General features: G+C 65.7%; 17 protein-coding genes. 8 read left to right on the top strand and 9 right to left on the bottom strand.

The features are described 5' to 3' along the window. Positions 1-46: 46 nt before the first annotated feature. From ACZYZ5_RS04170 to ACZYZ5_RS04185, 4 genes are all read left to right on the top strand, one after another. Positions 47-199: a hypothetical protein gene (locus tag ACZYZ5_RS04170; RefSeq protein WP_463899368.1), complete on the top strand. Its 153-nt coding sequence runs from the start codon at positions 47-49 to the stop codon at positions 197-199. A gap of 159 nt (positions 200-358) precedes the next feature. After that, positions 359-520 carry a hypothetical protein gene (locus ACZYZ5_RS04175; protein ID WP_463899369.1) on the top strand — a complete coding sequence of 54 codons (162 nt, stop codon included), beginning with the start codon at positions 359-361 and terminating at the stop codon, positions 518-520. 125 nt (positions 521-645) lie between these two features. Continuing rightward, entirely contained in the window at positions 646-1,473 is an 828-nt protein-coding gene (locus ACZYZ5_RS04180; RefSeq protein WP_463899370.1) for a hypothetical protein, read from the top strand. A 148-nt stretch (positions 1,474-1,621) separates the two neighbouring features. Further along, positions 1,622-2,104: a hypothetical protein gene (locus ACZYZ5_RS04185; RefSeq protein WP_463899371.1), complete on the top strand. Its 483-nt coding sequence runs from the start codon at positions 1,622-1,624 to the stop codon at positions 2,102-2,104. A 649-nt stretch (positions 2,105-2,753) separates the two neighbouring features. Here the strand turns inward: ACZYZ5_RS04185 and ACZYZ5_RS04190 are convergent. Both ACZYZ5_RS04190 and ACZYZ5_RS04195 read right to left on the bottom strand, forming a co-directional pair. After that, positions 2,754-3,299, bottom strand: coding sequence for a hypothetical protein (locus ACZYZ5_RS04190; protein WP_463899372.1), 546 nt, complete (start codon positions 3,297-3,299; stop codon positions 2,754-2,756). An 88-nt stretch (positions 3,300-3,387) separates the two neighbouring features. Next, complete coding sequence (locus ACZYZ5_RS04195; RefSeq protein WP_463899373.1) at positions 3,388-4,143, bottom strand: hypothetical protein; 756 nt, start codon at positions 4,141-4,143, stop codon at positions 3,388-3,390. 175 nt (positions 4,144-4,318) lie between these two features. Here ACZYZ5_RS04195 and ACZYZ5_RS04200 point away from each other — a divergent pair, with 175 nt between their 5' ends. Together ACZYZ5_RS04200 and ACZYZ5_RS04205 are read left to right on the top strand one after the other, a co-directional pair. Beyond that, positions 4,319-5,062 (top strand): hypothetical protein, encoded by a 744-nt coding sequence (locus ACZYZ5_RS04200; RefSeq protein ID WP_463899374.1) that lies wholly within the window; start codon positions 4,319-4,321, stop codon positions 5,060-5,062. A gap of 768 nt (positions 5,063-5,830) precedes the next feature. Beyond that, positions 5,831-6,502, top strand: a complete 672-nt coding sequence (locus tag ACZYZ5_RS04205) for a hypothetical protein (protein WP_463899375.1) — start codon at positions 5,831-5,833, stop codon at positions 6,500-6,502. On the opposite strand, the gene ACZYZ5_RS04210 is transcribed toward ACZYZ5_RS04205, so the two are convergent. From ACZYZ5_RS04210 to ACZYZ5_RS04225, 4 genes are all read right to left on the bottom strand, one after another. Then, the gene (locus ACZYZ5_RS04210; RefSeq protein WP_463899377.1) at positions 6,499-6,771 is read right to left on the bottom strand and encodes a DUF4113 domain-containing protein; all 273 of its coding nucleotides are present in this window, start codon (positions 6,769-6,771) and stop codon (positions 6,499-6,501) included. The genes ACZYZ5_RS04205 and ACZYZ5_RS04210 overlap by 4 nt on opposite strands. Positions 6,772-7,503: 732 nt before the next feature. After that, on the bottom strand, positions 7,504-8,079 hold the full coding sequence (locus tag ACZYZ5_RS04215; RefSeq protein ID WP_463899378.1) for a hypothetical protein: 576 nt from the start codon (positions 8,077-8,079) through the stop codon (positions 7,504-7,506). 144 nt (positions 8,080-8,223) lie between these two features. Beyond that, positions 8,224-9,243 (bottom strand): CHAD domain-containing protein, encoded by a 1,020-nt coding sequence (locus tag ACZYZ5_RS04220; RefSeq protein WP_463899379.1) that lies wholly within the window; start codon positions 9,241-9,243, stop codon positions 8,224-8,226. Next, positions 9,243-11,093 carry an ABC transporter ATP-binding protein gene (locus ACZYZ5_RS04225; RefSeq protein WP_463899380.1) on the bottom strand — a complete coding sequence of 617 codons (1,851 nt, stop codon included), beginning with the start codon at positions 11,091-11,093 and terminating at the stop codon, positions 9,243-9,245. Before ACZYZ5_RS04225 ends, ACZYZ5_RS04220 begins: the two co-directional genes overlap by 1 nt. A 220-nt stretch (positions 11,094-11,313) precedes the next feature. On the opposite strand from ACZYZ5_RS04225, the gene ACZYZ5_RS04230 reads away from it, so the two are divergent. Then, on the top strand, positions 11,314-11,931 hold the full coding sequence (locus tag ACZYZ5_RS04230) for a TetR/AcrR family transcriptional regulator (RefSeq protein WP_463899381.1): 618 nt from the start codon (positions 11,314-11,316) through the stop codon (positions 11,929-11,931). Between the two features lie 949 nt (positions 11,932-12,880). On the opposite strand, the gene ACZYZ5_RS04235 is transcribed toward ACZYZ5_RS04230, so the two are convergent. Beyond that, positions 12,881-13,249 carry a hypothetical protein gene (locus ACZYZ5_RS04235; RefSeq protein WP_463899382.1) on the bottom strand — a complete coding sequence of 123 codons (369 nt, stop codon included), beginning with the start codon at positions 13,247-13,249 and terminating at the stop codon, positions 12,881-12,883. Between the two features lie 322 nt (positions 13,250-13,571). On the opposite strand from ACZYZ5_RS04235, the gene ACZYZ5_RS04240 reads away from it, so the two are divergent. After that, the gene (locus ACZYZ5_RS04240; protein ID WP_463899383.1) at positions 13,572-14,177 is read left to right on the top strand and encodes a TetR/AcrR family transcriptional regulator; all 606 of its coding nucleotides are present in this window, start codon (positions 13,572-13,574) and stop codon (positions 14,175-14,177) included. A 136-nt stretch (positions 14,178-14,313) separates the two neighbouring features. Here ACZYZ5_RS04240 and ACZYZ5_RS04245 read toward each other — a convergent pair whose 3' ends face one another. Together ACZYZ5_RS04245 and ACZYZ5_RS04250 are read right to left on the bottom strand one after the other, a co-directional pair. After that, positions 14,314-15,747 carry an FAD-dependent oxidoreductase gene (locus ACZYZ5_RS04245; RefSeq protein ID WP_463899384.1) on the bottom strand — a complete coding sequence of 478 codons (1,434 nt, stop codon included), beginning with the start codon at positions 15,745-15,747 and terminating at the stop codon, positions 14,314-14,316. A 40-nt stretch (positions 15,748-15,787) separates the two neighbouring features. After that, complete coding sequence (locus ACZYZ5_RS04250) at positions 15,788-16,690, bottom strand: tetratricopeptide repeat protein (RefSeq protein ID WP_463899386.1); 903 nt, start codon at positions 16,688-16,690, stop codon at positions 15,788-15,790. Positions 16,691-16,774 lie beyond the last annotated feature (84 nt).

Below are 16,774 nucleotides of genomic sequence, written 5' to 3' on the forward strand. Positions count from 1 at the left end.
AACGCGGGCCTCCGAAACGAGCGGCAAGAACGGCCTCACTTTGACGATGACCCGAGGCCATTTCGTGTACCTCTCGGCCCAGAACCAGGGCGCGAAAGGAACCATCACCCGCCGGTTCACCGTCGACGGGGTAGTCGTGTCCACGAAAACCCCCAGCGGCGCGTACGCAATCGCCAGCTGTGATGGCAACGCGCGCTAGAAGCGGGTGAGAGCGTTCATGGTCTCCACCCAAGAGGTTCAAGCAAGGACAACCGCCTCGGCAGCAAGTCGCATCCGAGCGAGAGATGTGTTTCTGCGCGGCTACCACGATGAGTTTCGCATCGAACCGATGGGTCGAGGGCCCAGGAATGGGGCGGACGTGCTCAAGGATCTGCGGCGCTTTCGTATGGGCGTCGAGTACCCGGTCACTGACCGGACCGATGTCTGGATCTCCGACTACGACGAAAGCAGCCAGCAGCACCTTTCCGGTGTCCGGGTCGCCGGCGGTGTCGTGGTCGTAATGACGGATGAAAGGGACTGATAACGGCCCGGCGGAGAGATTCGAGCAGGGGGCCGCGCACATGGCGTGAAAGGCCCGGCTGCCGGGCATGTATTCTCGTACTAAATAATGAATTGGGGGACTAATTGCCAACTGTCTATTCCGTCATGTCTACATGGAAAATGCTCGATTCCCAGCCAAACAAGGGCCGGGTGAACCCCCGAAAAATCATTGCCGCCGCAGGAATTGTGGGTGCGCTGATCTTCAGTTCCGCATGCTCGGCTTCCGTGGCTGCGTCCCCGGACAGCACTTCAAGCCCCTCTGAAAGCGCATCAGCAACGCCGACCCCGTCAACGACACCCACTTCTTTGGCGCGGGGCGTTGTCGCCAAAGGCGTAGCCAACGACGGCATCGGCGATTATCTTCAGACGAGCATCACCGATGGTGACCCCGCGATGCAGTACGACCCCACGATCGTCGATGACGCCGCCAAGGCGCACTTCTCGGAGGCCGAACTCACCGAAGCCCAGAGGATGATCGTCAGGTTCATTGCCGAGGAGGCTATCGACTCCACCCTCAACGGCGGAACCGACATTGACGGCTGGTGGGCCGCCCACAAGGATCAGATTCACCCGATTAATCATGAGCCCATGCTCAATGACATGAAAGCGGGGAAGGTCATCCTCTCGACCGAGGCCTGGATGGCAAAACGGGCCGCGTCCTACGACCACGGAGCCAATACTTCCCGTGTCAAGACACGGGACATCACCCCATTGAAACTCGCCTATGTGGAGGGCGACGGAGGAGTCCAGGCTGTGTATCTCGACACGTCTGCATCCTACGAAATGCCCGTCACTTACGACGAACTCGGAAAGAAGGTCCAATCCACAACAGCGGAAATCTCCTTTACTGCCGCCAAAGACCCTGCTGACGGTAAATGGAAAATTGCCGGTTACTACACGGACTACAACACGACCGAATTCTTCAACGAATAGCACTCCGGCAGAGGCTTCTGGCGGCGGCCCAAGCTCACAGAACTCACACCGGCTCACAGAGATAACACTCATCGAGGCCGACGAACGTCCTGAGCAGGGCCCGGGGTGTGTAGGCTCCTGCTTGAGACGTTCAACCAGAGGAGTCAAAGTGAGCCAGAGCCACCAAGGCGATGAGTGGGTCAACAAGGATGTCCGAATTCCAGAGGGAGCGTATCTGGCGACATCGCATGAGACTCCTGGCGCGGATCGTGCACTCCTTTTTGACCGTGAATCCGGCAATAACTTGGGTCCGGCAGAGCTAAGAGATCCTGAGCAACTGCAACTAACAGATGAGGAAAAAGAGCGGCTCATAATCACCGGCCTGGCGGTGGGCGCTGCAGTAGGCTCTGCGGTGACTTTTGTTATTGCCAAGGGCCCAGAGATCAAGCGCGGATGGAATGAAAAGTTGTTGCCTGCTGCGAAGGCGAAGTTGAGCGCAATTAGAAATCGCAGGGCCGGCAGCACGGCGGCTGGAACGGAAGATGAGCCGACCGGTGGAACCGGCCCAGACGCCACCGCCAAACCACACCTGACTTTGGTGGACCCCGAAGCTGACAAGTCATCTCCGGGATCCGTAGCACCTGCAGCTTGAGGGACGGATCGGAGGGCCGGCGAGACGCCGGGAAGCGGACTCCGGGCGTCCGCACACATGGTGGGGCATGGAAACCACTGCCGCCGTCTCTACCAATATCGAAGCCGTCTCCGACCTTGTCCTGAAGCCCCAACTAGTCGATGTCCAACGTGACGGTCCTGGGGTGCGCCGCCGATGGGGCAGGTACGAAAATGCGTGTACTCCAATTCTGCCTTGGTCAGCTTTTGGAGTTTCCGCACCCTCCTCTCCTTCCTGGAAGACAGGGATTTCCTCGACCCCCGACGTGGAGGCGCGGACACCGACTCCGAGCAGGAAGTGCCGCTCGTACTGATCGTCAGGGTCGGCCGAAGGCTTGGCTGCGTTGGCCAATCCGGTGCTGTGGGGCAGCGACGGTCGTGTCGACGGCCTTCCAGAGCCCGCGGAGCCGGGCGAGTCGCCTGTCCGCTGGCCTTCTTGTTGCGCTCGGACGAAGCGATCGTCTCGCCATTGCCGGCCTTGAGCCGCGTTGCCCGTTACTGCCCCAGCATCGGCCAATGCAGAGGGAACATTGCGGGGCGGCCCGGCTTTCTTGGATGTTGGGATCATCTGCCGAACGCGGCAGTGCCCTGTGGAACCATACGATTACAAGCGGGTCTAGGGTCTGAGATGACTATTTGATGGAACTGCGTGAGAGGCCGCCTGAAGGGTCGCCGGGTGCGACACCCGTCAATTCCGAGATCACGTCTACCTGCTGCGGTGCGGTGCCAGCGGGAATGGGAATCTGAATGTCGTACTGCCCCTTCTCATCCACGGTGACGACTACCGGCGCGGTGAGCTTAACCTGCTCCCCGACTTGGTGGTACATGCCGGTTGAGTCCTGAGACGGCATGGCCATGAGCTGCGCGACGTAGACCGTGGCAATGGCACCGGGCTTCATTGTTCCGCCAGTGACTCTCATGCTGTCACCGGCCTTGGTTCCCATGGGGTCCGCATAGGCCAGCGCGTCGAATTCGTAGGGCATGGTGTACTGAGCGGCAGCGCTCGTCTCTGCCGTGTTGGTCGGTGCGGCTGTGGCCGAAGCGGACGCTGGAGCTGCGGGAGCCTCAACCGCCTTCACCGAAGTCGCTGCACAGCCCGTAGTCAGCAGGAGCGATGCCACCCCGGCGACCAGAAGCGACTTCTTGAATACGGTTGTCATGATTTCCTTGTTCTGCACTGCGTTCCCCCAAAATTGTGGCCGCGGTGCGGCGTTGAACTGATCCCGCCGGATGATACCGGCGGGCCTTGTGGCGATTCCCCTGGACCTAGAGGGAATTCTTCTTGCTCACGGCGCGGACGAGCGAGGCGCGGGCAGGGCGGACGAACCAGACCAGGGCCGCTGCCAGCAGTGCCCCGCCGATGCTGAAGAGCAGCGGGGCCGGGTTGAACGCTTCGGTACTGGAAGTCTGCGCGGCCGAAACCGTGACCGACTCAGGGGCGGCCGCTGCATCTGTCGCAACAGGTGTCGGCGCCGGGCTGGGCGTTGTTTCGGCAACAGGAGCCTCGGCGGCTGGCAAATCGGAGGCTGCCGCTGGTGCCGGGGCGGCCTCCGCGGGCACTTCGGCTGGAACGGCTCCCGCGGGAACACTGGTGTCCGGGCCGACAGCCGGACCGTACTGCGGCGCGGGGACGAGAGCTGGGGCCGGGGCCTGGTTGGCGCTGCCGGTCTTCGGTGCGACGGGGGTGTTCACCGGCGCCTTGGACACCGGGGCGGTGACCGGCGCCGGAGCCTGGACGGGTGCCTGGTAGGCCGGGGCAGGTACGGGCTGCGGAGCCGGAGCAAGGTTGGCCGGCGGGGGCGGAACCGTACCGTAGGAACCACTGCCGCCGTTTCCGCCGCTGCCGCCGATCTGGCCGGCCCCGGTGCCGCCGCCGGCGCCGTTTTCGTAGCAGTATTGCGCTCCGTTGGGTGCGGTCTGGCAGACGGTTTCGGCGTGGGCCGGGGCGGGTGCGAGCAGGAAGGCGGCCCCGGCAAGCAGGACCGTCACGCCGGCGCGGCGGGTAGGCGAAATGGTCAACATGGTTCCCCCAAGGACGGTGCCGGGATACGGCTCTGGACTGATCCTAACCGATGAAAAGACCATTACCGCAGGTCAGGGGTGCGTTACAGCGCCGCGGTTGGCACGCTGAACCGGTTCCGCTCAGTTAGGCTAGCCGAAGCCGGTCCGCCTGAGGACCCGTATTGGGGGATACACCATGACCACCACTTCGCACGTCCGCGCATCACGCACCGCTGCCACTCTGGGAGCCGTCCTCGTGGCCGCAGCCCTCGCACTCGGCGCCGCAGGACCCGCCCAGGCCATCACCTGCGCGCCGGGTTCGGTCCCGGCCGTGGCCGCTAACGGTGCCGAGTTTTGCTCACCGACCGGTACCGGCGGAGTCCCGGGCGGCGGCAGCGTCGTTGTCGGCGGGGGAGGCTCCACAGTTCCCGGCGGCGCGGCTCCGATAGGTGGCGGCAGCGGGGGAGGCAGCGTCCTCGTCTACCAGGCGCCGGCAGCCCCGGCACCGTATGTCCCTCCGGTCAAGGTCCCTGCCCCGGTGATCGCTCCGGCCCCCGCCCCGGCCTATGTTCCGGCAGCTCCCTCCCCGGCCCGGAACCAGGCAACACCGAACCCGCCGGTGAAGGGTGTGGATCCGGTTGAGAACCCCGTCGTCGCCGGCGTCCCCGCGGAAGCGCCAGCAGCCGGAGCTACCCCGGCGGAGCCGCCGGCGGCCGCTGCCCCGTCAGAGGCCGCTGCGACTCCGTCGGCTACAGCATCAGCCACCCGCAGCCCGTCGGAGACAACTTCGACGGAACCGATCCGCAGCGAGCAGGCGTCCCAGACCGACAACGGGACGGCCGCAGGGTTCATTGCCGGCAGCCTGGGTGTTCTCGTCGTGGCGGCCGCGGCCGTCTACTGGCGGAAGCAGCGGGCTGTCAAGGACTCCACCGTCGAGTAGCGACTTCGCAACAGTGCACAAAATGTCGCTGACGCTGTCCCATTCGTCGTCGTCAAGCTCGTCCACGTCGAGGGCGTCTAGGAGAGATTCGACTGACTGACTTGCTGCCCAGAAGCGGGAGGCCAGGGCTGCGAAGTGCTGGCGGGCCAGGTAGTGGCTAGGTCGACTACTCCATCAGGTCCTTTACGCTCCGCGAGGTCCTGGGCCATCGAGCGCATTTCTTGCGGTGAGTGAACCGGCTGGCGCCTTCCGCTAGTCAGCCGAAGCCACGGAAGGTTATCCGTTTCTGGTCCAGCTCGTTGGCTCCTTCCTGTGGCGCGAAGCCGAGCGTCAACAGGTGTTGACGATTTCTACGGGGCCCGGGCAAACGAGAAGGCAACGACCCGCTGGAACGCCGTGGCGCACCGCCGTCCACGTCCGCGTGGACAGCCAGCTGTACGCCGACCTTGAGACGCAGCGGTGATACGGAAGCGCGCGTCAAGAATTCTTTTCTCCGGCGTTTAGACTTCTACAGACTCCGCACATATCGGGACTGGGGGCAGCCGATGTGGACGCCCCCGTATCTGCCCTCCAAACAGAACGGGAACCATGTCCCTCCGCACCAAGACCCCATCGAAGGCACTCGGCCGGGCAACTGTCGCCGGTCTGGCCCTGACTTTGTCCCTGTCAGCTTGTTCCGCCAGCGGCGGGCCGATAACTTCAGCCCCGGCAGCCGCTCCTGGCCCTCCAGTAGTTTCCTACGGCCACGCCAAAGGCACCGGGCAAACAGTGGACACCGCGACCGGCCCTTACGAAACCCTCGCCCTGGACGCGAGCTCAAACCTCGTCGACTTCGGATACGGAACCACCCTGGCAGGCACAGCCTGGACGAAGGAGGACGGCGCCGCTGCCCAAAAGGTTGCCGTGGACTTCGTTATCGAAGAATTCCTGGACTCTCCTGCTCTCGAAGGAGGACCGGCCGAATACGAGGCGTGGCGCCTCTCCGACGGCAAGAAGTACCTGACCGAGGCAGCTTCGGAATCCGCGGCGTCACCTGAGGCGCAGGGTGTCATCCTGAGCAATGCCAAGGGCAAGACCCTCATCCCCGTCCTCATCCACGACGGCAAACCCCGAGTCAGCAAGGTCAGCCTGATGATCAACTCATTTGGGGAATCCAGCCTCGCCCGCGGACTCTCGTTCAACTTCGACTTCTCAGCCGACTACCGCGTCAGTGACGCTGAGGCCGCCGCATATGTGGGTGCCCAGTTCACCGGCCAGAGCGGCGCTGACTTCCTCAAATCCGACGCGGCGAAGCCCCAGCTGAAGGACGGCACCGGGGAGAACATCTACCGAGGCTTTGGCAGGGTGAACATCACCCTCGACAAGGACGAGACCGGCGCGATGAAAATCATTGGAGCCGAATCCCAGGCGACGTTCAACACGGATGACTTCACTTTCTAACCGGCTTTGACGACCGGAAGTTCATCCCATTCCGTCGTGTACCGCGGGGATAATGCCTGGCGTTTCATCCCCCAATCGGGTTGTTCCGCGATCCCGGCGATGCCGAGCCCGATGGCCCCGGTCCCGAAGCGGTCCATAATGTCTCCGAGCAGAGCGCCGATGCGCTTTTCCTCGTGGGCGGTCGCGAACATAGGCAGCTGCGGGCCGGCGCCGGCCGGCGAGAGGTCTGTGAGCATCACTCCGGCGCGGGCGTAGGGAACCCCGTCCACGAGGGGCCCTCCACCGCCCCTGTGGCGGTGGTGAGTAGAACCGGGTCAGCGGTGGGTGCGGGCAGTTTGACAATCGCAGAGGGGAACGAGGAGGCTTTGTCGTTGAAGTGGGAGGTGCCTGCGAAGCGCGACTTAGAAGTGGTTACAAAGATCTGTACCGAACGGAGCCGGCGCCACAAACTTTCAATTAGACGGGCCGCTCCGCGCCAGTTCTCAGGACAAGTGCCCCGCGGGATCCCGCCGATAAGTTCCTGGAAGTTCTTCCAAGTAGGTCTACAACTCACAGTCCGTCCTCGTCCTTCCTCGTTCGAATAGTCCTGAAACGGCTCCGCACGCAGTGTGAGATTCGGAGCCAGTTGAGCTATTAGGAACAAGTTGGACCAAGTCTGGTCAACTTGACCTTGATCCAACTTGCTCCGAATTTCACCATAGGCCGACGCACCTGGGAGCACCGAACTCTGGACGGATGAAGTGACGAGGGTGGTCGGAAGCCATTGGTTGCTGAATTTGTCCGTGCCGGCGGGACGAAGATCGACGCACCGGGCAAGGCCTGAAAGACTTCACTCTCCTGGTGACACTTGCGCCGCTACGAGCGGCGGATTCACCTCATGATCCGGTTCGAGGACTTCATCGCCGCGGTGCCTGCAGGGTTGCCGACAAAACCTGTCGGTCGCCCCACTGCGATGGGCGGCGAGCCGACTAGCCTCGCCGCCCATCATGGACCGTCTGGCGTCAGTCGGCGGCCTCCTCCAGCAGCGGCTTGAGCGCCGGGTGCTGGAGCGCCTCAGCGGCGTCGGGGCCAGCCAGCACCTGCTGGAATGCCGTCTGAACGCGCTGCGCCTTCAGGATCTCCTGCACCGTCCCCGGGTATACCATGAGGAAGTCGGACGCGGTGACCTGGTTCACGGTGAGGAACTCCTTGATCTCGTGCACACTCATTCCCGCTTTATCCTTCCCCTCGTCTGGATAGCCCTCACAATGGAGGAGGAATTTGTCCCAGCCGTCGAGTACGGCCGACGCGGAGAAATCGTCGATGTAGACGTCCCAGTCACCATCGAACGTCGTCGCGATCAGCAGGCGCGTTCCGTTGTCGAACAGGACGTACCTGGCGTTATGCAGGGTGCCGAAGTGGGTGATCGCCTTCGCGTTCGCGGCCTTTTGGTCCGGGGGCATGTTGTCGAAGACCTCGCGGATGGCTTGCTCGTGGCCAGGCTTTACCTTGAGAAAGACGCTCAACTCGGCGACCGGTCCGTCGTGCTTGCCCTTCCTCGGGGAAGTGACGGCGGGGTCGTATTTGTACTCAGACATGATCTTCTCTCTTTCGTTTGGGTTCTTGTGATCGGGGCGGGTCGTCCGCCGTCGGGCTAACTTTCGCGGCCGATTGGGTGACTCGTCATCGCCCAATCCATTGTGATTCCGTGGGACCCCCGCTCTGGAAGGGGCGTTTGCGTTTCAGTTCCCGCTCCCGGTCCGCGCGGTTGACGTCCCCGGGTCGTACTGGAGGGAGGCGGCGTTGGGCAGCCAGGCCGCCTCGTCGTAGAGGCTACTTAGCCGGCGCGGGAGCTTCTCCAGAACACGGTCGGTGCGGACCTGCTCCAGAGCGTCCACCAGGTAGTACGTGCTGGTCGGATGACCTTTGGCCGACGCGGCGGAACCGAGCTCCTGCACCACTGGGCGGGTCACGACCGCGTCCTGGTAGTCGCCAAGCAGGTCCTGGAGCTTCTTGGCCTGCCGGCCCAGCCGCCGGGCGGGTTTGCCGACGACGGGGGTGGCGACGTCGATCACGTAGCGGAGTTGCTTGTCGGCCTTGCGGGCCTCGTGCAGCGCCTGATCCCGCTCCGTCCCCGCCGGCAGCGCCTGGGCGGCCACGAGGTGACGGTCGAGCGTGCGCAGCGCCTTCGCGATGCTCTTTGGCAGCTCCTCCGCCGCGGGCCGCGCCGCGCGCTCGGTGAAGGGCGGGTCGGCCGGCGGCCAGTCCAGCTCCTGACGGAGCGCGGCGTAGCGATCGCTGTCGAGCGTGGCATGGGTGGTCTCGCTGCTACTGACGGCGAGCTGGTCCAGCTGGGTCCGGGCGTCGTCGACCACCGGGCCAACGATCAACTCCGACGGCAGGGCGTCGTGCTGTCGTTTCAGCTCTTTGAGTGTCGCCTGGGTGTCGTTCTCCTCGCCGAGCTGGCGGCCCAGCCAGGCCAGCTCGGCGCGCACCGGCCGGGTGACCTGCCGATCGAGGATGCGGGAGAAGCCGCGAAGGGTGGAACGTAGCTGGCGGATGGCGACCCGCATCTTGGTGACCCCCTTCGGGTCGCCGTCGCGCACCTGGCGCTCGGTCTCCCGAAGCGCTCTGGTCTCGGCGCGGAGGGCCTGCAGCACCACCTCGCCGGCCGTGGGCGGGGACGCGGTCGCCGTCTGGTTCTTCGACGACTTGGTGCGGCGGGTGGACGGCTCTCGGGTGTTCGTCGCGGTGGTGGTCATTAGTGGGCTCCGATGGTGGTGAGGCGGGCGCGGTCGGCGGAAGGGTCTGCCGGGGCGGTCTCGGGCAGCTCGGTGTCCAGGACGCCACCCTGGCGCAGGTACACGGTGCGGGTGGCCAGCGCAGTGACCGCGGGCCGATGCGTCGTCGCGATGATCGTGCGACCTTCGACGAGCCGGCCCAGCGCCTGGACGACGAGTTCCTCGGCGTGAACGTCCAGGCCGGCGGTAGGTTCGTCGAGGAGCACGACGGGGGCGTCGACGAGCAGTGCGCGGGCGATGCCGACGCGTTGGCGCTGCCCGCCGGACAGCCCGGTCCCGCCGGTACCGACGGTGGTGTCGAGCCCGTCGGGGAGGTCATCGGCGAACTCGCTGACCAGGGCCGCCTCGGCGGCGGCAGCCACCTCGGCGTCCGTGGCGTCGGGGCGGCCGTAACGGATGTTGTCGACCAGCGTGCCGGAGAACAGGAAGGTGTCCTGCAGGACCATGGCCACCTGCTGGTGCAGCCAGTGCTCCGGGACGTCGGGGACCGAGTGCCCGTCGAGCAGGACCTGGCCGGTGGTGGGGCGGTAGAGGCCGCCGATCACGGACAGGAGGGTCGACTTGCCGGCGCCGTTGTCACCGAGCAGGGCGATCCGCTCGCCAGGGGTGACGGTCAAGTCGACGTCGGTGAAGACCGGGCCGCGGCCGGTGCCGTAGTCCAGCGCGACCTTGCGCAGCTCGATGCGGCCGTCGACGCGGGCCGGCAGCGGCTCGTCGGTGCCCTGGTGGTCGGTGGGCTGGTCGAGGATGTCGGCGATCCGTTGGGCGGAGGCGGCGCCCTGGGTGAAGCTAGGTGCGAGCTTGGCCAGGGACTTCATCGGCGAGAGCATGCTCTTGAGGTAGCTGGTGACGACCACCAGCACCCCGACCTGCCACCAGCCGTTCAACGCTCCGTAACCGCCGACGAACAACACCAACGCGGTGCCCACGGCGGCGACCAGCTGCAGGGTGGGGGAGAACTTGGCGCTGACCTTGACCGAGCGCAGCGACAGGCTGAGCACGTTGTCGTTCTGCGTGGCGAACCGCTGGTCCTGCACCCGCTGGTTGCCGAACGCGTGAACGGTGCGGATACCCATCAGGGACTCGGTGACGAGCCCGGTCAGGTCTCCGGTGGCGGCGCGCTTGCGACGGGCGTACTGCCGGGTCAGGCCGGCGAAGTGGTTCGCGGTCAGGAACACCAGCGGGGCGACGACTAGCCCGATCAGCCCGAGGCGCCAGTCCACCGCGACCATCACGGCGGCGGTACCGGCCAGGGTGAGCACGGACGGGACGAGGTCGGTGGCCACATCCCGCAGGGTCGATTCCACCGTTGATGTGTCGGAGACGACCCGGCTGGTCAGCTCGCCGACGTTCTGCCGGTCGTGGAAGGCCATCGGCAGCCGCTGGGTGTAGGCGAACACATCCGCGCGGATGCGCGAGGTGATCCGCTGGCCGGACCCGTTCATGTAGATGTCGCCCAGGTAGGAGAACATCCCCGCGGCAGCGGTGATCACCAGCACGGCGGTCGCCGCGACCACGAGCATCGCCATCGACGAACCGCCGAACCAGCCGGCGACGGTGTGCAGGATCCCGCTCTTGCCCTGGCCCGTGCCTTGGCCCTTGTCCTGGAGAAGGTCGTTGATGACCAGCGCCAGCGGCCAGGGGGCGGCAAGATTGGCGGCCATTTGCCCGCCGTTCATCAGCACGCCCAGGAACAGCGACTTCCGCTCGGGCCGGCCGTAGTCCTTGAACCGCCACAGCTCGCACAGAGTGCTGAGATCCCAGCGCGGAGACCGGATGGGTCGCGGGTCGTTCTTGGACTGTGTGGTCATGGGTTGCTCCTTTGTACAGGGCTGGGATGGGCTATTGCGCCGGCGATGCGGACATGCATTGTAGTTCCGTACGCTGTATGGAACTACAAACATACAGCGTACGGAAGTCGCCCGCAACCCTGAGCCGTAGCCCAGGTTATTTCCATACGCTGTATGAATCTGATAGTGTCCGGGTATGGAAAAGGTGAAGAGTTCCCCGCGGGGAACCAGGAAGAGAGAGGTGCCTCTGACCGAGGCCGGGATCTATGCCGCCGCCCTGCGGCTCATCGACGCGGACGGGGTCGATGCGCTCACCATGCGCAAACTCGCGACCGCACTCGATGCGAACCCGATGTCGCTCTACTACCACGTGCCGAACAAGGACGCCGTGCTGCGCGGCGTTGCCAGAACGGTCGGCACCCAGTTCCACACCGTGACGCTGGAGGACGCACCCTGGCAGGAGCGCATCCGCCTGCTCGCCAAGGATTTCCGGACGCTGGCGCACAGCCACCCCAAGCTCATGGGCTACTCGTTCAGCCTCCAGTCGGACTTCATCCAACCCGACGACCCGTTCTGGATGGAGCTCACCGCGATCCTGGACGCCGCAGGGGTGCCGCACCCGGAGCTCCCGCATTTCACCGCTCTCGTGGGCTTCGCCATCAACGGTGTCCTCACCGCCGAACTCACCGGCGCGCTCCACCGGTGGTCAAGCCTCGATACCACGACTGCCGGCGAAGACGGGCTCACCCCTCCAGGCCCTGACGAGAACCGCGTCTTCCGCCTGACGCTGGACACGATCATCATGGGCCTTGAGAGCCAACTCGCCGCCGTTGGTGAGGGCCAAAGCGCCGACCATTGATTGTGCATTCCTGAAAACAGCCGTTATGCCGGGCAGGCAGGGAGCTACGGCGCCGGGGAGCAAATGACCGGCCTGGCCGCGGAGTCCGGCATCAGCCGCGAAACCCTCCACCAGTACCTCAGGTCAGGGAGCTGACGCACCTCGTTGTATATCGCAAGGCGTGGCCCGCAAAGAACCCTTAGATGCTTCCTGTGATGTGGTTGTTTTTTCACGTGGCATCGGGGGCCCTGGCCCGCCTGCGTCCGGGAAAGTCGTCCCGGCTTGTCCTCCGCGCGAGGGTGACCTTATGTGCGCACCTCCGAGGTTCTCAGTCAGATTCAGTCTCGCAGTACCAGCCGGCCCATGGCGTATGGGTCAGCACGCCGGCGCGCCGGCGCTCAAGGCGACCAGACGGAACTTGCGGTGGCGGAGATGTCGTTGCTTCATTGTTGCCGTTGGCTGTCATGATGCCTCCTTGATGGGCGTCTGTGGGAGGGGTTTCCGTTGCCATGGCGACTCCTTTGTTGAATTGCTTGCCTGGGTAGTTGAAGGTCGGACCCATCGGTGATGGGGAGGTGCCGGGGGCTGACGCCGGCCATGGTCGCAGGTCGCTCTTGGACTGTGTAGTCGTGGCGTGCTCCTCTGGGCAGGCCGGGGTGGGCGACGGCGCCGCCGGTGCGGGGTGCCCCACTGAAACATGCGCCGTATGGCAATGTGACTGCACAACGTACGGAAAATCGACCGCAATCCGGATCCAGCCGGCGGCGGTAATTCCCTCGCACTGCGGTTCATCGACTCGGAGGGGTCGCGGCGTTCACCATGGACAAACCTCGCGACCGCGCTGGATGCGAACCCGATGTCGCTGTATCACCACGTGCCGAACAATGGGCTACTCGTTCAGCCATCGGGCGGACTTCATCGGGCCAGAAGACCCGTTCTGGATTCTGCTCACCACGACCCTGGAGGACTTTCAGGGGTGTTCTTTGACTCTGAGGATGACCGGCGGTTCCACGATCCGCAGCCGGCAGGGAGTAACCGAGGAGTCGAGGCCAGAGGAAAGAATGGACTGGCGGGCGTGGTCCTGGAGTTCATCAAAGGCCGCGGCCGTGACCCTGGCATGCGCGAGATGAACCACGATCTCATACCCTGGCAACCTGGTGACGGCCCGGCGGCAGACGACGTAGAGGGCCCGGAGGTTGGTGCGCGTCACAACGCCCCGAACGTGGACTTTGGCTGTCTCCTCGACGGCGTCTATTCGGACGACTACTTTGATCCGCAGATCCCTGTGGGACGGGTGGGCAAAGCACGAGCCGGACTGGTGGTGTTGGGAATGGTTCACGGAGCAACAGGGCTCCCCGGCAGCCCAGTAGCTGACTGTGGCGAGTCGTTCATGGACTGTGCGGTCATGGGTTGCTCCTCAGTTCAGGACGGGGGTGGGCGAAGGCGGCCGGCGATGCGGAGGTGCGGAGGTGCACCAAAGAAACATACCTCGTATGAAACTACAACCGTACGGCGTATGAAAGTTGCCCGCAACCCGGGCCCCGTGCGGGCGGCTATCATTACGCCGCGACGCTGCGCCAGTTCCATACGCTGTACGACTCTGGTATTGTGCGCGTATGGAAAAGGCAAAGAGTTCCCCGCGGGGAACCAGGAAGAGAGAGGTGCCTCTGACACAGGCCGGGATCTACGCCGCCGCCCTGAGGCTCATCGACGCGGACGGGGTCGAGGCGCTCACCATGCGCAAACTCGCGACCGCGCTCGATGCGAACCCGATGTCGCTGTACCATCACGTGTCGAACAAGGACGCCGTGCTGCGCGGCGTGACCCGAATGGTCGGCAGCCAGTTCTGCACCGTGACGCCGGAGGACGCACCCTGGCAGGAGCGCATCCGCCTCCTCGCCACGGATTTCCGGACGCTGGCACACAGCCACCCCAAGCTCATGTGCTACTCGTCCAGCCACAAGGCGGACTTCATCCAGCCTGAAGACCCGTTCTTGGTCGCGCTCACCGCGATTCTCGACACCGCAGGGGTGCCGCGCTCCGAGCTCCCGCATCGCACCGCTCTCGTGGGCGCCGTCATCACCGATGTCCTCACGGCCGAACTCATCGGCGCGTCAAGCCGCAATCCCGCCAGTGTCGGAGAAGACGGGCTCGCCCCTCCAGACCCTTACGAGAACCGCGTCTTCCGCCTGGCGCTGAACGCGATCATCATGGGCCTGGAGAGCCCGCTCGCCGCCGACGGTGACTTCCGGGGCGCCGGCCATTGATTGTGCAGTCCTGAAGCGTTGCGGCCTGAGAGTGCCGTGGTCGGTCGGACTCAGGCCGCAACGCATGAGGAGGGCACCCATGACGTCCGCATAGGAGCTCTCCATGCGGCCGCTGCAGATGCGCAGTGTGCTGCGGCTAGCTTGGGGCCGCGGTCGGGTCGGTCGAGGCGCTGCCGGCAGTGCTCATGAGCTCGGCCAGCCGGGTCAGGCCGTCCACGGTCGCGTCGTGGTAGGCGTAGCTGTAGGTGGGGGTATTGAGCGCGAGTGTGAGGAACAGTTCGACCCTGCCACCGAGTTGGAGAACGACGTGCCCCAGGCCGACGACCTCGGAGGCGATGTCGCCGAAGCAGTGGACGCCGAGCAGCTTGCGGTTATCGGTGCGGAAGATCAGCTTCAGCAGCCCGCCGTGTCCGGCGATCGCCCCGCGCACGGTGGTGGCAAGGTCGCAGCGGCCCACCGTGTAGGGGATGCCGCTTGCCTGGATCTGCTCTTCCGTCGCACCCACGCTGGCGACTTCGGGTAGGCCGTAGACGGCGCTGCTCGCGGTCTGGTCAATCTCCACACCGAAGAAGAGTCCGCAGGCGTGGGCCGCCGCTGCGCGTCCCTGCTGCATGGCGCCCGAGGCGAGCCCTACCCCGACAGCATCGCCGGCTGCGTAGATCCCTGGGGCGGACGTCCGGTAGTAGCGGTCGACGAGGATCCGGCCACGGGCGTCGGTGCGCACGCCGGCCTGTTCGAGGCCGAGCCCTTCGGTGTTGGGCGTGCGACCGGCGCACACCAGGACGGCGTCCGGGTCCAGGACGCTACCGGTCGAGAGTGTGACCCTGAGCCGGCCGTCGACGCGACTGACCCCTTCTGCGCCGGTGCCCAGCACCAGCCGGACTCCGCGGCGCTGGAACTCATCGGCCACCAGCCGGGCCACTTCGCCATCGATGTTCGGCAGCAAGCGATCGGCATTACTGACGAGGGTGGCGGGAATACCAAGGGCGGTGAACACGGTGGCGAACTCGACGCCGATCGGGCCGCCACCGACGATGACGATGTCTTTCGGGACCGTGCGAAGGGAGTAGATCTCGTCGGAGTCGTAGACGTCCGGATCTTCGTAGGCGATGCCGGGGTAGTGCGTCGGACGTGACCCTGTCGCCATCAGGACCGTGCGCGCCGTAACCTCGCGCGCCTGTCCGTCCGGGGCGGTGACGTGGACGGTCCGGGCGGCGTCGAGGCGGGCGGTGCCCTGCAGGTAGGCGATGCCGCGTGCCACGAACCGGTGTGCGACGGCCTCCTGCAGCTGGTCGCGCACCTGCTCGATCCTGGCTTGCAGGGTCGGCATCACGGCCTCCAGCGGCGCCGCCGCCCGCACGCCGTAGACCTCCTCCTGGCGGTACCCGGTGAGGTAGAGCGCAGCTTCGCGCAGGGCCTTCGTGGGCGCGCCGCCCGTGGTCGTGACCACCCCGCCGGGAGTGCTCCGCTCGACGACGAGCACGGTGCGCCCGAAGGCGGCCGCGAGCTCAGCCGCGACCTCCCCGGCCGGGCCCGCGCCGATCACCACCAGATCATAGCTGTTGTCCATCGCTGCATCTCCCTTCGTACCTGTTCGGCCCGGCAAGCCATCAGTCGCTCGGGGAAACGCGGCGGAGCAACGCCGATGCGCCGGCCTCCCGGCTGATGGTGCTCTGCAAGGCCAGCTGGTGCCCCTTTCGCTGATCGCCACCCACGGTGAGCCAGAACTCGGCCGCGTGATCGACGAACGCCTCCGGATGGCGGGACACCAGCTCGTCGTAGCGGGCCGCGGCGCTGGTGCGCCACTGATCCGCCTCCTGGAGCTGGCCAGCGTCGCTGAGCACGCCGGCCAGGGTGGCCGCATACTCAGGGTCATCGCTGTTCACCGCGAGCGGGCGCAGCCGGTCGATGGCGGTGTCCCGGGCGCCCAGGGCCGCGTCGACCTCGGCGAGGTGCCCCAGCGCGGGGGCGAAGGCCGGCACCCGGCTAACGGCGGCGTCGAACCAGGCGCGGGCGGCAAGAAGGTCGCGTTCCCTGAGCCACATCAGGCCGCGCCGGAAGTCGAGTTCGGCGACTGGGAACGGGGAAACCCCCCGATAGCGGCGTCGGGCCTCGGTGAACAGGCGCTCCGCCTCCGGGGCCCTGCCCTGCTCGGCCTCCATCACAGCCAGCCCGCCCAGCGTGGCTAAGTCGGGACAGCGGCTCTCCGCGTCCCGGCGCAGTATGCGTGCTTCGGCGTGGCATCCGGCCCCCTGGAGGATCGCCGCCCGTTCCGCGTCCAGCGCGGCCCGGTCCACACCTCCTCGTCCCCCTGCGTCCAGGTCCGCGGCGGCTTCGGTGAAGCGGTGGAAGGTGGCCCGCGTCCTGGCCCGGGCCAGCCGGGCAGTACCGTCGTCCGGCGCATCGCGCACCATTGTCTCGGCCAGTTTCGCGGCGAGCTCGTAGTCCGCGATACGGCCCAGCAGCTGCCCGTGGAGCAGGAGCAGGTCGACCAGCAGAGCCCGTTCGACCACCGTTGGTCGGGCCCCTGTCCCGTGCCCGGATCGTGCCGCTGCATGCCGCGCCGCCAAGCCGTCGATCTGAGCCTGCAGGTTCGT

This window comes from Pseudarthrobacter ribosi (assembly GCF_055412865.1).